Consider the following 14,161-nt stretch of genomic DNA (forward strand, 5'->3'; position numbering starts at 1 on the left):
CCCAGCACGCCCGGCTCGACGCGCTCTCGCTGGAGCGCCTGCGCGAGTGGCTGGAGGAGGCGGGCGCGCGCTGGGCCTGCGGCAGGTCCGCCGGCCAGCGGGCATGGCGTGCGCGGCGAAGCGCGGGCTGGGCCAGCAGCGCGGCCCAGAACAGGCGCGGCCAGTCCGCCATTGGATGCTCCAGCGCCTGCGGCCGGAATGCCGCCATCGCGCGGGTCAGCGCGGCGTCCCCGATCCCCGCCTCGCCCGCCAGCAGCTCGGCCAGGAGGGCGCCGCGGCGCTCCACCCCCTTGAGGAAGGCGGCGAGCGCCGGCGGGGCGGCCAGCGGGGCGAGGGCGTCGGGCATGGCCGGGATGATAGCGACGGCCGTCGCGCTTCCCCGGTGAGCGGCCGCACACGCAGGATGAACGCGGGTCTTGACCCGGGCGCGTCCAGCCGCTCTCCGAGGAACGGTGGGGCTTGCAGGTCCCGATGCGTTGTGCACAGCGGTCACGCGCGTGTCATTCGCAGTGCCTGCGACCGTGAGGATGCAATCTTGCCGTTGTGTTTCACGCGCAAGCCATTGATCTTCAAGCAGATATCCGAACTGGCTATTTTTTCACCAACCTGCGCGGGGCCGCATTGCAGCGTGTTTGCGCATCACGACCGACAGCCGATTCACAGACTTATCCACAACTCGTGTGGATAAGGGCGTTTCCCCAACGGGGGCGACCACTTAGCTGTGATTCATCATGCGGGCGCGAGCTATCGCCCCCAAACTGGACCGGCCCGCTTCCTTAGACTGCCCGCCATGAGCCCGCCCGCTGTCGGAACGCCCGTATGGAAGGTCGCCATCGGCGGCCTGCCGCTGCCGCGGCTGTTCGACTACCGGCCCCCCGAGGGCGACGAGGCCGGCGCGGGAGCGGTCGGCTGCCGCGTCCGGGTGCCCTTCGGTACGCGCGAGCGCATCGGGGTAGTGGCGGCCGTCGGCCCGGCCGACCCGGGCACCGAGCCCAAGGCCGCGCTCGAGCGGCTGGACGCGGCGCCCCTGCTCGCCGGCGAGCTATGGGACTCGCTGCGCTGGCTGGCGCACTACATCCACGAGCCCTTGGGCGAGGTGGTGGCCACCGCCCTGCCCAGCCTGCTGCGCCATGGCGAGCCCCTGCCGGCCACCGACCGCATGGGCTGGCGCCTGTCGACCGCCGGTGTCGAGGCGCTGCCGCGGCTGCGCCCGGGCCGCCCGCGCCGCCTGGCCGAGCGCCTGGCGCAGGGCGCCATCGCCGAGGACGAGCTCGACAGCCTCCTGGACGACTGGCGCGCGGCGCTTCGCTCGCTGGACCAGCGCGGGCTGGTGGAGCCGGTCGTGATGGCGCCGGTCGCCCCGCCCGCGCAGCCGGGTCCGGCCCTCAATGCCGAACAGCAGGCGGCCGTCGACGCGCTCCTGGGCGCGCGCGGGCGCTTCGCCCCCTTCCTGCTCGACGGCATCACCGGCAGCGGCAAGACCGAGGTCTACCTGCACGCGATCGCCGACTGCCTCGCGCATGGTCGGCAGGCGCTGGTACTGGTGCCGGAGATCGGGCTGACTCCGCAGACCCTCGCCCGCTTCCGTGCGCGGCTTGGCATGCCCGTGTACGCGCTGCACTCGGGCCTGTCCGACGGCGAGCGCGCGCGCACGTGGGCGGCCTGCCTGCGCGGACAGGCGCGGGTGGTCGTCGGCACGCGCAGCGCCGTGTTCCTGCCGCTGCCGGAGCCGGGCCTGGTCATCGTCGACGAGGAGCACGACGCCAGCTACAAGCAGCTCGACGGCATCCGCTACCACGCGCGCGACTTCGCCATCTACCGCGCATCGCAATTGAACGTGCCCATCGTGCTGGGCAGCGCGACGCCGTCGATGGAATCGCTGCGCAACGCGCGCACGCAGCGCTACGCGCACCTGCACCTCAGGCACCGCGCCGGGCCGGCCAAGCCCCCTGCGGTGCGTGTCATCGACGTACGCAAGCGCGCGCTCGACGCCGGCCTGTCGAACGAGCTGATCGACGCGGTCGCACGCACGCTGCAGGACGGCGGACAGGTGCTCGTGTTCAAGAACCGCCGCGGCTATGCGCCCGTGCTGCTCTGCCACGACTGCGGCTGGACCGCCGAATGCCCGCGCTGCGACGCATCGATGACCGTGCACGCCAAGGGCCGCAGGCTGCAGTGCCACCACTGCGGCGCCGCCAGGCGCGCGCCCGATGCCTGCCCCGACTGCGGCGGCCTCGCCCTGCAGCCGCAGGGCGCGGGCACCGAGAAGCTCGAGGAGACGCTCGCCGCGCGGTTCCCGCAGGTGCCGGTGGTGCGCATCGACAAGGGCACCACGCGCACCCGCGACGCCCTCGCCGGCCACCTCGATGCGCTGGGCGACGGCCCGGGCATCCTCGTCGGCACGCAGATGCTCGCCAAGGGCCACGACCTGCCGGGCCTGGCGCTGGTCGCGGTGGTCGGCATCGACGAAGGCCTGTTCTCCGCCGACTTCCGCGCACCGGAAAAACTCGCGCAGCTGCTGGTGCAGGTCGCCGGCCGCGCCGGCCGCGCCGAGCGCGAAGGCTGCGTGCTGCTGCAGACGCACCATCCCGAGCATCCCCTGCTGCACACGCTGCTCACCGGCGGCTACGCGCAGTTCGCCGACGAGGAACTCGCCCTGCGCGCCGACACCGGTTTCCCGCCCTTCGCGCACATGGCCATGCTGCGCGCCGAGGCGCGCGACATGCACCTGGCCGACGCCTTCCTCGCCGCCGCCCGCGGCCACCTTCTGGCCAGCGAAGCAGGCGGCCTGCTCACCACCCACGGCCCGCTTCCCGCCCCCATGCCCCGCCGCGCCGGCTACCTGCGCGCGCAACTGGTCATCAGCGCCACCGCCCGCCCCGCCCTGCACGCCGCCCTGGACGCCGCCCTGCCCGCCATCCGCGAGCTGCCGGAAGCGAGGAAGGTGCGCTGGTCGCTGGATGTCGATCCGGTGGATCTGTACTGACGCAGTCGCCGCCGCATGAGGTAGGCTTGCGCTGGCATTCGAAAGGATTCGGAGATGCTGCAACACGGCATGGAAGGGCTTGGCCGACGCTGGCACCAACGACGGATAGCGTTGGTTCAATCAACGTGTCCGCAAGCCCGTCAGCCTCGCGGGCCGAGTTTCTCCGAGCGTGCTCGCGCACCGCATTTCAGCGTGTGCCCAAATGCCCCGCCGCCCGCGTTCGTGTCCGGGGCTCGCACGAATGCGAATCCATCCTGTGTCGGCGCCCTCGCCGGTGCAGATTTTGGGCTGAGCGAAAGCGTGCCGTCCGACCTATGGCCGAGTGGCATATCCGCGGACCTTTCCGCATCCCACGTCGCCGCACCCTTGCCTCGAATGATGCGGATGGCCGTCGATTCCCTTGATGACACGACGCATTCGAACTCCCCCAACTGAAGCCAGGACTCCATCGTCGATGCCAGCATGTCCCCACTTGTCCCATCGCCGTCTCGCACTGGGCGCCCTCGTCCTGTTCCTCCCGGCCTGCGAACCGGGCACACCCGTGGGCTCTTCGACCCCCAATACGGAACTCCCTGCCGCCATGACGCCTTCCGTCGCTGCGCCCGCTGCCACATCACCTCGCGCATCCGCCAAGCCTGATTCATCGCGTTCATCGGCAAACGCGGCGCCGGACAAGACCGGCGTGCTGCGCGTCGAACTGGGGGATGTTGGCATCCAGACCGAGCCATGCACGTTGAGCGAGATCTCGCCGACCGTGTCGCAGTGCACGGAAGAGACGCACCTACTGTTTACCCACGGCGGCGCGGAGCATTCGCTGCTGTTCACGTCGATCTTCCTGGACAGCGCGGCGACGCTGTACCGAGGACCGCTCGACGACGCGTACAAGCAGAACGGGCACAGCTTCATCGTCACCGACGTGGATGGGGACGGGCATGAGGACCTGATTGTCTGGACCGGCAGGGAGGGCGCGTACGGCGGCCCCTCATACGATGTACTGCTGTTCGATCCGTCCGACCGCCAGTTCTACGGTGCACCCGCATTCTCGGAGCTCACCGTCGGCGCCAACGGCCTGTTCTCGGTGGAGGGGGGATTCCTGAAACTGAGCTCGTCGGACGGCTGCTGTACGCGCGTTTTCGACACCTATGCCATCGAGCAACGCGAGCCCGTCCTCGTCGAGCGCGTGACCGAGGAGCGAGACGAGAAAACGGCGAAGCTCAACACCCGCACCGAGCGGCTCGTCGATGGAAAGATGCAGGAGGTGAAGTAGATCAAGACATCCGTATCGCGAAGGCAACAGTGCGGCGCCGTATTACCGCACCCGGTCGGCATCCAGCTGCCGCCGACCACACCATTCCAATGACACGCGCGTACAAGGACAGTCATCGTGAGCAACGGCCACGGACGAAGCACGGAAGGATTCGGCATCAGCCGCCAACAGTCGGTCGACCTCATCGTCCGCACCTGCCTGGAGAACGGCGTTACAGACCCCCGCCAGATCGCCTACATCCTGGCGACGGCGCAGCATGAGACTCGCAACTTCACCGCACCGGAGGAGGACTTCGGGCGCTCCCAGGCCCGTAAGCTGGGCTATCGCGGAGGCGAGGAATACTTCGGGCGGGGTTATGTACATCTCACCCACAAGGACAACTACGCGCGGATGGATCGCCTGCTCGGGCTCGACGGTCGCCTGGTGCGCGACCCGGGCCTGGCCACAGACCCCGAGATTGCCGCGAGAATCATGGTGATCGGCATGCGCGACGGGCTATTCACTGGCAAGCGGCTGGACCGCTACATCAACGCGGACACCAACGACGTCTACAACGCGCGCCGCACGGTCAACGGCGTGACGCCTACCAAGCCATGGAGCGTCCAGGCAGCACAGGCTTGCGAGCGCTACGCCGAAGCCTGGGGGGAGAAGCTGCCTGCACTCATCGTCGCGGCGCGCCGCGACGGTGTGCCTCGTGCTCCTGCACCGGCCCCGCGGACCACCGCGCCGACACCGGCCGGTGCCGACGGTCAGCTGAAGCATGGCGAGAGGGGCCCTGAGGTCACACGGCTGCAAAGACGCCTCAATGCGCTGGGCTATCGCGACAGCGAGGGCCGGCGCCTGGATGAGGACGGCGACTACGGTCGCAACACGCGCGACGCGGTGATTGCGTTCCAGAAAGCTAATGGCCTGCAGGGTCTAGGCATGGTCGGGCCTCGCACGCGCGACTTGCTCGAGAGCGCGCAACCGATAGGTGAGCAGCGACAAGGGCAAACGCCACCCCCCTCCGGCACCGCGCGCGGTGACAGTCGCGCCATCTATGACGAGGCCTACCGGCACTTCCTGGCCGACGGCAACCGGTTTGAGTACGGTCGCGGTGACATGCGACGGAGCAACAGCGAGGGCAACCGGCGCACCGATTCGAGTCGGACCGAGCAGGACCTTGACGGGGACGGCCTCAGGGGCGTGGATTGCTCGTCCTTCGTGTGGCGTGGGCTCAGGAACGCGGGCTATGGCGTACCGGCCACCCCCTTCTCCACGCATGCGTTGTTCAATGGCGATGCGGTCACCCGCTATTCTCGGGAGCACTTCAACGTCATCTCCGCCGCCGAAGCCCGTCGCGACAACGGCAACCTGCAACCGGGCGACATCCTCCTCTTCAAGGAGAAGGGTTCCACGGGCCAGCATGTTGGCATCTTCAAAGGCTACGATGCCGGCGGGCGCATCCAGTTCATCGGCTCACAGGTGAGCACGGGCCCGGCGGTTGCAAGCGCGGGCCGGGGTTCGTACTGGAATGGAGGCGAGTTCGAGATCGTCGGCGCCCTGCGCGCCAAGCCTGAATTCCAGGTACGCGAACCATTACACGCAAATCAAGCACGCACGCAGGCGCCGCGCGCGATGTCAGAGCCCGCGAACGAGCGGCCCGCGACTGGATCCGCGCTTCGCGCGTCCTCTGCCGATGCCGATGGCCGCCTCGAGCCGGGGGAACGAGGCCCGGCGGTCGCCGAACTGCAGAAGCGCTTGGCCGATCTCGGCTATCGCGGTGCTGATGGCAAACCGCTGGACAACCATGGCAACTTCGACGGCAATACGAAGCACGCACTGCAGCAGTTCCAGCGCGAGCATGGGCTGCAGGGCTTGGGCGTGGCCGGCCTGAAGACTGGACTGGCACTCGCTCGGGCCGAGTCCGCGTTGATGAGCCACCCGTCGCATCCGCAGCACGCGCTGTACACGCAGGTCCTGGAGAAGGTCCATGCGGAGGAGCGTGCGCGCGGGCTGGCCTCGGGGCACCACAGCCAGCGCATCGCCGCGGCGCTCGCAGTGGAATGCCTGCGCGAGGGCATTACCCGCGTTGACCGCGTGGAGGTGAACGCCGACAACTCGCTGGTGCGCGCGGTGCAAGTAGGCGCGATGCGCGACGAGCCGGGCCTGAACCGCGCCACCGATGGCATCAGCGTGCCGCAGGCGGCCCGCCAGGCCTTGGCCGAAAGCACTGAGCAGATCCAACAGGTGGCGGTGAACCTGCAGGCGCAACAGCGCGACCAGCAGCAGCGCAGCCAGGCCTCGGTGCTCGCGCGCTGAAGGGTCAGGCAGGCTCGCGCCGTCGATGCGCCGTGCAGCGCACGGCCTCGTGCGAACCGCGCCACGGACCTTCGGCTGCGGCCGTACGCATGGAGCCCGACGTGCCGGGCGACGCGTGGCGCCTGGCCGCGTCCGCGTGCCGTGCCAGTGGTCAGGCCTTTCGACGACTCCGTGCTCTGCGTTGATCGCGTCCTCGCGCGACTCGGCGACAATGCCGCCATGACCACCCGACTCGACGCCCTCCGCCAGCACTCCACGATCGTCGCCGACACCGGCGACATCGAGGCCATCGCCCGTTTCCGTCCGCTCGACGCGACGACCAATCCCTCGCTGTTGCTGAAGGCGGCGTCGCTGCCGGCCTATGCGCCGCTGGTCGAGGAGGCCTTGGCCATGGCGCAGGGCGCGCAGATGTCCTCGCGTGTCGCCGACGCCGCGGATCGGCTCGCGGTGGCCATCGGCGGGAAGATCCTCGAGCTGATCCCCGGCCGCGTGTCGACCGAGGTCGACGCGCGGCTGAGCTTCGATACGGAGGCGACGGTGGCTAGGGCCCACCGCCTGGTGGAGCTGTACGAGCGCGCGGGCATCGGCCGCGAGCGCCTGCTGATCAAGATCGCATCGACCTGGGAAGGCATCCGCGCCGCCGAGCGCCTCGAGCGCGAAGGCATCCACTGCAACCTCACGCTGCTGTTCTCGTTCGCGCAGGCGGTGGCCTGCGCCGAGGCGGGCGTGTTCCTCATCTCGCCCTTCGTGGGCCGCATCCTCGACTGGCACCTGGCCAGCGGCGCACCGAAACCGGCGACGCCGCAGGACGACCCCGGCGTGCAGTCGGTCACGCGCATCTGGCAGTGGTACAAGCGCCACGGCTACGGCACCGTGGTGATGGGCGCGAGCTTCCGCAATACCGGGCAGGTGCTGGCGCTGGCCGGCTGCGACCGGCTGACGATCTCGCCCGAGCTGCTCGCCGAGCTCGAGCAGGACGAGGGCGAGGTGCGGCCCACGCTGGTCGACGACGGCCGACGCGATCCGGCGCCCGCACATGTCGATGAGCCGGCCTTCCGCTGGCAGCACAACGAGGACGCCATGGCGACGGAGAAGCTGGCCGACGGCATCCGCAAGTTCGCGCAGGACCAGCTCAGGCTCGAATCGCTGCTGGCCGCACGCCTGGGCTGAGCCGACGCGCCATGGACGGTCATCGCATCGTCGCCCTCGTCGTGGCGACGCTGCTGCTCGTCCTGCCGGGCGCGCCACGCGCCGAACCCCGGCTGGGGCCGTCACGGCTGCAGGCGATGCTCGACGACTCCGGCCCCACGGCCCGGGCGACGCGACGCGTCATCTTCGACATGCACTTCGCCGGGCTGTGCTGGACGCCCGAGGCAATGCCCTTCGATCGCCTGTGCAACCACATCCCGCGGGAGCAGCGCGACGACCCGTCGCCGTGGCCTGACGTGTTCGTCGCGCTGACGGGCATGGACATCGTCGCGGTGATCGTTTCCGACGCGGCCTGGGTGCCGCGCACGTGGCGCTGCTGGACACGTCCGGACGTCGCGGGCCCGCGGATGTGCACCGCGCCCGGCGTTGAGCGCGACGCGCAACGACTGGGCCTGGCGCTGGAGCCGGCTCCTGCGGTCGGCAGGCTGATCAGGCCCCGAGTTCGACGATCGAAGCGGTCGGGCCGCTCGCACCGAGGTGCAGGATGGCGACGCTCACCGGCAGCGAAAAGCGCCGTGGGCCGGCGCTTCCGGGATTGACGTGCAGCACGCCGTCCTCGCGCCGTTCGATGCGCGGGCGATGGGAGTGGCCGGCGACGATCACCTGCACGGGGCCCGGCGGCGGATGCGCGGCGAGGGTCTTGATGTCGTGCAGCAGGTGGATTGTGAGGGCGCCGAACTCGAGCTGGCGCGCCTCGGGCAGGCGCTGCGCCCAGGGCGCGGTGTCGTTGTTGCCGCGCACGGCGTCGACCGGTGCGATCGCCGCGAGCGCGTCGAGGATGCGGGGGTCGCCGATGTCGCCGGCGTGCAGGATGCGGTCGCTGCCGCGCAGGGCCGCCAGCGCCTCGTCGCGCAGCAGCCCATGCGTGTCGGCGATGAGCCCGATGCGCGCCGTGCGCGGCTCAGCCGCGACCAAGCAGGCGCGAGAGCAGCCCGCGACGCCGCGGCGGCTCCGCGGGCCCCTCGCCCCCGATGCGCGCCAGCGAGGCATCCAGCTCGCCGATGAGCTCGTCCAGCACCTCGCCGCGCGGGCGCTCGGGGTGGCGCAGCACGGCTTCCATGCCCATTTCCATGAAGCCGGCCTGCGTCTGCGGCGGCAGCGCGAGCCCGCGGGCGGCGTACCACTGCTCAAGCCGCAGGGCGACCTCGCGGGCGAGATCGGCGTCGGGCGATGCGGGCAGGGGCTGCTCGGGGAGATGGGGCGGGTTCACGTCGACTCCGGCGGTGGCATGCCGCTACCGTAGCGCCCCGGGCGTGGCAGGGCATGTGAGCGACGGCCCGTGGCGTCGCGCCAGCGGTGCGGCGGCGCGGGCGGGGCGGCCGCGATGCGACGCGTGGCGCATGCACACGCGTTCCTGCCCGGTGGATGGACGAGTCGACTCCACGCGCCTGCCGGCGACACGGAGTCGCACGCCTGCAGATCACGGAAAAAGCGAACGGCCCGGTTTCCCGGGCCGCCCACCGTGAGACATGTCGAGAACGCTCAGGCCGCGAACAGCGCGCGCATCTTCTTGAGCGCGTTCGCCTCGATCTGGCGGATGCGCTCGGCGGAGACGCCGTACTCGTCGGCCAGCTCCTGCAGCGTGACCTTCGATTCGCTGTCGAGCCAGCGGCGCTTGATGATGTCGCGCGAGCGCGCATCGAGTTCGGCCAGCCCCTCGCGCAGCACCTCGAGCTGGCTGCTCTCCTCGTCCTCGCGCTCGTAGAGCTGCGACGGGTCCTCGCCCTGCGCGGCCAGGTAGGCCACCGGGCTCGGCGGGCCGTCCTCGTCGCCGTCGTCGGGCATGTCGAAGCCGATGTCGCGCCCCGAGAGCCGCGATTCCATCTCCAGCACCTCGCGCTCGGAGACGTTGAGATCGGCGGCGACCGCACGCACCTCCTCGGCGTTCATCCAGCCCAGGCGCTTCTTGCTCTTGCGCAGGTTGAAGAACAGCTTGCGCTGCGCCTTGGTGGTGGCGACCTTCACGATGCGCCAGTTCTTCAGGATGAACTCGTGCATCTCGGCACGGATCCAGTGCACCGCGAAGGAGACCAGGCGCACGCCCTGGTCGGGGTCGAAACGCTTGACCGCCTTCATCAGGCCGATGTTGCCTTCCTGGATCAGGTCGCCCATGCCCAGGCCGTAGCCGTTGTAGCCACGCGCGACGTGTACGACGAAGCGCAGGTGCGAGTGCACCAGCTCGCGGGCGGCGTCGAGGTCGTCGTGGTCGCGGTAGCGGCGCGCCAGGCGCTGTTCCTCGTCCGCACTCAGCACCGGGATGCGGTTGACCGCGCTGATGTAGGCCTCCAGCGAGCCGAGCGGGCTCAGCCCCGTGGCCACGGGAACCGGCAGGTTGTGGGTGACGAGAGCGGTGGCGGCTGTCTGGGTCATGGGGTCTAGGTTAGCAGTCGGGTCATTGGACTGCTAAAGGGTCCGGAAGTTCCCGAGCGTTGCGTTAATGGAACGACGAGGGGCGCAGCATGCCGATCGGCCTGTCGACCGCGCGTTAAGCCGGCCTTGAAGGCCTGAACCCCAACCATGCGGGCGCCCGCCGCCGCTTTCCAGCCCAACCGATGGCATGGCGGCGGCCGGACGGGCCTACACTCCGGGCGGCATGACGCGAAAATCCCGAGCCACCTCCTTCGACATCGCCTTCCGCGCCGGCGTCTCCCAGGCGACCGTCTCGCGCGTGCTGCGCGGCAGCCCGCTGGTGAACGAGGAGACCCGCAAGCGGGTGGAGGCGGTAGCCCGCGAGCTCAACTACAAGGTCGACCGCCGCGCCTCGTCGCTGCGCACGCAGAAGTCGGGCACGCTGGCCCTGCTGCTGTTCGAGGACCCGACCCCCGACGACTCGCACATCAATCCCTTCTTCCTGTCGATGCTGGGCTCGATCACCCGCGCCTGCGCGCGGCACGGGCAGGACCTGCTGGTGTCCTTCCAGCAGCTGTCGGACGACTGGCATTCCGACTACGAGGACGCCATGAAGGCCGACGGGCTGATCCTGCTGGGCTATGGCGACTACGAGGAGTACCGGCACAAGCTGGATGCGCTGGTCGAGCGCGGCACGCATTTCGTGCGCTGGGGCAACGTGGCGCCGGACCAGCCGGGCGTGTCGATCGGCTGCGACAACGTGCACGGCGGCCGCTTGGCCGGCGAGCACCTGCTGGCCTGCGGGCGGCGCCGCATCGCCTTCCTCGGGCATGCCTCCAGCCACTACCCGGAATTCCTCGACCGTTTCGAGGGCTGCAGCCAGGCGCTCGCCGCGGCCGGCCTGGCACCGCTGGACCGGCGCCTTCAGGTCGACGCCGAAACCAGCGAGGAAGCCGGCCACGCCGCCGCCCTCGCCCTGCTGGCGCGCGGGCAGCCGTTCGATGCGGTGTTCGCGGCCAGCGACCTGATCGCGATCGGCGCCATGCGCGCGCTGGCCGAGGCGGGCATCCGCGTGCCGGAACAGGTCTCCATGGTCGGCTTCGACGACATCCCCATGGCGCGCTTCGCGGTGCCGCCGCTGACCACGGTGGTGCAGGACACCACGCGCGCCGGCCAGCTGCTCGTGTCGACGCTGATGCAGCTGGTGCGCGAGGAGCCGGCCGAGAGCGCCATGCTGCCCGCCTCGCTGGTGGTGCGGCGCAGCTCCTTCATCTGCGGCTGAGGGCGCGTCCTGCGCATTCTGCGACGCCGCTCTCGCCGGCCTGGGGGCTTTCCCCCATGCGCCGCGGCCGGGCCGGCGCCAGCATCCGGGCATGCCGCCCGACGCCGCTTCCATCGCCCCGCGCCCGACCCGCGAGAACGCGGGCGGGGAGATCCGTCCGGTCGTGCTGTATGAGGACGCGGCGGGACGCCTGATCGTGGTCGATGCGAAGCGCCGGGCGGCGCTGGCGCAGGACGCCGGACCCCTGCTGCGCATCGGCCGCGCCCGCGTCGTGCTGCGCCACCTCACCGGGCCGGTGGCCGCGCGTCTGGCGCAGGACGGGCATGCGACCGTCGAGGGCCCGGACGCGCTCAACGTGCTGCTGGTCTTCGCCAGCAGGCTGGGCTAGGGCCTGTCAACGCTGTCGGCATGGGCCGCGCCCGCCCTGCCGGCGTTGCAGGCAAGGAAGAGCGAGCAAGCGTGCGTCCGCACGCGACCGGGCGATGACGCCGCCTGCGGCGGCGGCCGCGCTCAGCGACGCGCCAGGCGTGCCATCGCGTCGGCCAGCGCCTCGCGCAGCGCGGGCTCGGTGATCGCCCCGTCGAGCACGTACACCTCCACGCCGTGCGCGGGCACCGTGGCTTCCAGCACGCCGTCCACCTCGACGGCGCCGCCGCGCAGGCGTGCCCGCCAGGTGCCCCGCTGGAGCAGGCGGTCGATCCGGAACGTGGCGGGTGCGTCGCCCTTGTTGAGCAGCACCAGCGCGGTCTGGGCGACCTCGCGCGTGGACAGCGCGCGCACGAACGCCGCACGGTCGCCCTGGAACTCCAGGTTCACCTGCAGGCCGCGCTGCAGCGCGGGCGTGGCCCGGCGCACGCGGGCGATGCGGCGCAGCGCGTTGTGGATGCGGTGCGACTTCGCCGCCTCGATGCGCGCGTGGCCGAAGTAGTTGCGGTTGCCCGCATGCTCGGCGGTGCCGCGCTCGAAGCCGGTTTCCGAGCCGTAGTAGATGACCGGGATGCCGCGCGCGGTGAACAGGAAGTTGTGCGCGTCGATGAAACCCTCGTCCCGGGCGTCCAGCCGCGCCATGTCGTGGTTGTCGTAGAACGTCATCAGCTCGTACGGGTTCGCATACGGGCCGTCGGTGAGGTAGAGGCGCTCGGCGACCTTCTCGTAGCCACCGCCCTTCCGGCCGAACACCTCCTGCAGGCGCTCCTTGAGCGGGAAGTCGAGCACGCTGATGCCGCCGTTGCGCGGCAGCGTGTGCTGCGCGATGGTGGCCGCGTCGTGGTCGAAGGCCTCGGCGAACATGAAGAAGCCCGGGCGCTTTTCGCGGATGCGCTCGGCGAACTTCTGCCAGAACGCATGCGGCATCCAGGGGATGGTGTCGATGCGGAAGGCATCGGCGCCCTGGTCGATCCACTGCGAATAGGCGCCGACGAAGTACTCCAGTACCTCGGGGTTGTTCTCGTTGATGTCCGACAGCTGCGCCAGCCCCGGCCGGGTGTTGTACCAGCGGTGCAGCGGGTTGTTCGCAGGATCGAGTTTCGACGGATGCAGGTTCTGGTGGTCGGCGACCAGCGCACCGAAGCGGTCGTAGATCTCGCCGAACTTGGGCTGGTCGACCGGCATCGTGTAGGCGGGCGAGCCGTGGTTGGCCACGATGTCGAGCACGGTCTTGAGACCGTGCGTCTTCAGGCCGGCGGCCAGGCCGCGGAAGTCGAGGTCGCGGCTGGGCAGGTGCTCGTCCAGCTTCCAGAAGTTCACGCCCCAGTAGCCGTGGTAGCCCGTCTTGCCGCGGTCGGTGTGCATGCCGCCCCAGCGCACGGGCTCGCCGCCGGTGAAGGCTTCGTCGGGGTTGTCGACGATGGGCGTGATCCACACCGCGGAAAAGCCCATGTCGGCGATGTAGGCGGCGTTGTCCAGCAGGCCCTTGAAGTCGCCGCCGAGGTAGCCGATGTTGTCCGTGCGCCCCTTCGGCGCGCCGGGCGTGGGGCGGTCGAACGTGCGGTGCCTGCCGCCCTGTTCGCGATGGTCGTTGGACGGGTCGCCATTGACGAAGCGGTCGGTCAGCACGAAGTACACCGCGTCGCTGGCGAAGGGCTCGGCGGTGCCGACCAGGTCGCGCGCCTTGACCTGCGCGGACGCCGCGCCGGCGGCGGCCAGCAGCACGAGCGCCAGGGGGGCGATCCGGCGCGCGATGCTCATGCCGAAGCCTCCATCGCCCGGCCGTGCAGGCGCGGCTCGCGCACGCGCAGCACGCACAGGCCGGCCACGATCATGCTGATCCCGCCGATCACCAGCGCATAGAGCGGCTGCGTGTCGAAGAACAGCTTCAGCAGCACCCCGAGCAGGCTGGCCGCGACCAGCTGCGGGATCACGATGAAGAAGTTGAAGATGCCCATGTACACGCCCATCTTCTGCGCCGGCACGCTGTCGGAAAGCAGCGCATAGGGCAGGGAGAGGATCGAGGCCCAGGCAAAGCCCACACCCACCATCGACAGCAGCAGCCACTGCGGATCGCGGATCACCGCGAACGAGAGCAGGCCCAGCCCGCCGAGCGTGGCATTGACCAGGTGGCTCACCCGCAGCCCCCAGCGCCTGACCATCCGCGGGATCAGGATGGCCGCGAGCGCGGCGAAGCCGTTGTAGGCGGCGAACAGCACGCCGACCTGGCGATCTTCTTCTAGGGCCTGTTAACACTACGTGCTAACATACTGCGCATGGAACTTACGCCTGCGCAATTCGCGCGTATCGAGGATTGCCTGCCGCGGCAGCGGGGCAATGT

The 14,161-nt window shown here is 70.2% G+C and carries 11 protein-coding genes and 2 pseudogenes; 7 read left to right on the forward strand and 6 right to left on the reverse strand.

All coding sequences use genetic code 11. The features are described 5' to 3' along the window. Positions 1–346, reverse strand: a pseudogene (locus EYQ95_RS24455) (hypothetical protein); the annotation flags it as partial. Between the two features lie 444 nt (positions 347–790). Between EYQ95_RS24455 and EYQ95_RS24460 the strand changes: the two are divergent. From EYQ95_RS24460 to EYQ95_RS24480, 5 genes are all read left to right on the forward strand, one after another. Next, complete coding sequence (locus EYQ95_RS24460; RefSeq protein WP_132331527.1) at positions 791–2,986, forward strand: primosomal protein N'; 2,196 nt, start codon at positions 791–793, stop codon at positions 2,984–2,986. Between the two features lie 580 nt (positions 2,987–3,566). Continuing rightward, a complete protein-coding gene (locus tag EYQ95_RS24465) occupies positions 3,567–4,253 on the forward strand; it encodes an FG-GAP repeat protein (RefSeq protein WP_132331529.1) in 687 nt (228 codons plus the stop codon). 117 nt (positions 4,254–4,370) lie between these two features. Then, on the forward strand, positions 4,371–6,554 hold the full coding sequence (locus EYQ95_RS24470; protein WP_132331531.1) for a peptidoglycan-binding protein: 2,184 nt from the start codon (positions 4,371–4,373) through the stop codon (positions 6,552–6,554). A 219-nt stretch (positions 6,555–6,773) separates the two neighbouring features. Further along, complete coding sequence (gene tal, locus EYQ95_RS24475; protein WP_132331533.1) at positions 6,774–7,724, forward strand: transaldolase; 951 nt, start codon at positions 6,774–6,776, stop codon at positions 7,722–7,724. A gap of 11 nt (positions 7,725–7,735) precedes the next feature. Further along, positions 7,736–8,302, forward strand: a complete 567-nt coding sequence (locus EYQ95_RS24480; RefSeq protein ID WP_132331535.1) for a hypothetical protein — start codon at positions 7,736–7,738, stop codon at positions 8,300–8,302. Here EYQ95_RS24480 and EYQ95_RS24485 read toward each other — a convergent pair. The 3 genes from EYQ95_RS24485 to rpoH form a co-directional block, all read right to left on the reverse strand. Beyond that, the gene (locus EYQ95_RS24485) at positions 8,193–8,678 is read right to left on the reverse strand and encodes a metallophosphoesterase family protein (protein WP_243700067.1); all 486 of its coding nucleotides are present in this window, start codon (positions 8,676–8,678) and stop codon (positions 8,193–8,195) included. The genes EYQ95_RS24480 and EYQ95_RS24485 overlap by 110 nt on opposite strands. Beyond that, positions 8,665–8,973, reverse strand: a complete 309-nt coding sequence (locus EYQ95_RS24490; RefSeq protein WP_132331539.1) for a hypothetical protein — start codon at positions 8,971–8,973, stop codon at positions 8,665–8,667. Before EYQ95_RS24490 ends, EYQ95_RS24485 begins: the two co-directional genes overlap by 14 nt. Before the next feature lie 272 nt (positions 8,974–9,245). After that, on the reverse strand, positions 9,246–10,133 hold the full coding sequence (rpoH, locus tag EYQ95_RS24495; protein ID WP_132331542.1) for an RNA polymerase sigma factor RpoH: 888 nt from the start codon (positions 10,131–10,133) through the stop codon (positions 9,246–9,248). 223 nt (positions 10,134–10,356) lie between these two features. On the opposite strand from rpoH, the gene EYQ95_RS24500 reads away from it, so the two are divergent. Continuing rightward, entirely contained in the window at positions 10,357–11,394 is a 1,038-nt protein-coding gene (locus EYQ95_RS24500) for a LacI family DNA-binding transcriptional regulator (RefSeq protein WP_132331548.1), read from the forward strand. Between the two features lie 91 nt (positions 11,395–11,485). After that, positions 11,486–11,782: a hypothetical protein gene (locus tag EYQ95_RS24505; protein WP_132331544.1), complete on the forward strand. Its 297-nt coding sequence runs from the start codon at positions 11,486–11,488 to the stop codon at positions 11,780–11,782. Between the two features lie 122 nt (positions 11,783–11,904). On the opposite strand, the gene EYQ95_RS24510 is transcribed toward EYQ95_RS24505, so the two are convergent. Next, the gene (locus tag EYQ95_RS24510) at positions 11,905–13,581 is read right to left on the reverse strand and encodes an alpha-amylase family glycosyl hydrolase (protein WP_132331546.1); all 1,677 of its coding nucleotides are present in this window, start codon (positions 13,579–13,581) and stop codon (positions 11,905–11,907) included. After that, a pseudogene (locus EYQ95_RS24515) lies at positions 13,578–14,045 on the reverse strand (MFS transporter); the annotation flags it as partial. The pseudogene EYQ95_RS24515 and the gene EYQ95_RS24510, both read right to left, overlap by 4 nt. Between the last annotated feature and the right edge of the window lie 116 nt (positions 14,046–14,161).

It is taken from the genome of Lysobacter sp. N42, from assembly GCF_004344885.1.

Bases quoted from the DNA above. Each gene is read 5' to 3' on its own strand.
- rpoH (WP_132331542.1), bottom strand. From the start codon at position 10,133: ATGACCCAGACAGCCGCCACCGCTCTCGTCACCCACAACCTGCCGGTT.
- EYQ95_RS24510 (WP_132331546.1), bottom strand. From the start codon at position 13,581: ATGAGCATCGCGCGCCGGATCGCCCCCCTGGCGCTCGTGCTGCTGGCC.
- EYQ95_RS24480 (WP_132331535.1), top strand. From the start codon at position 7,736: ATGGACGGTCATCGCATCGTCGCCCTCGTCGTGGCGACGCTGCTGCTC.
- tal (WP_132331533.1), top strand. From the start codon at position 6,774: ATGACCACCCGACTCGACGCCCTCCGCCAGCACTCCACGATCGTCGCC.
- EYQ95_RS24465 (WP_132331529.1), top strand. From the start codon at position 3,567: ATGACGCCTTCCGTCGCTGCGCCCGCTGCCACATCACCTCGCGCATCC.
- EYQ95_RS24505 (WP_132331544.1), top strand. From the start codon at position 11,486: ATGCCGCCCGACGCCGCTTCCATCGCCCCGCGCCCGACCCGCGAGAAC.
- EYQ95_RS24500 (WP_132331548.1), top strand. From the start codon at position 10,357: ATGACGCGAAAATCCCGAGCCACCTCCTTCGACATCGCCTTCCGCGCC.
- EYQ95_RS24460 (WP_132331527.1), top strand. From the start codon at position 791: ATGAGCCCGCCCGCTGTCGGAACGCCCGTATGGAAGGTCGCCATCGGC.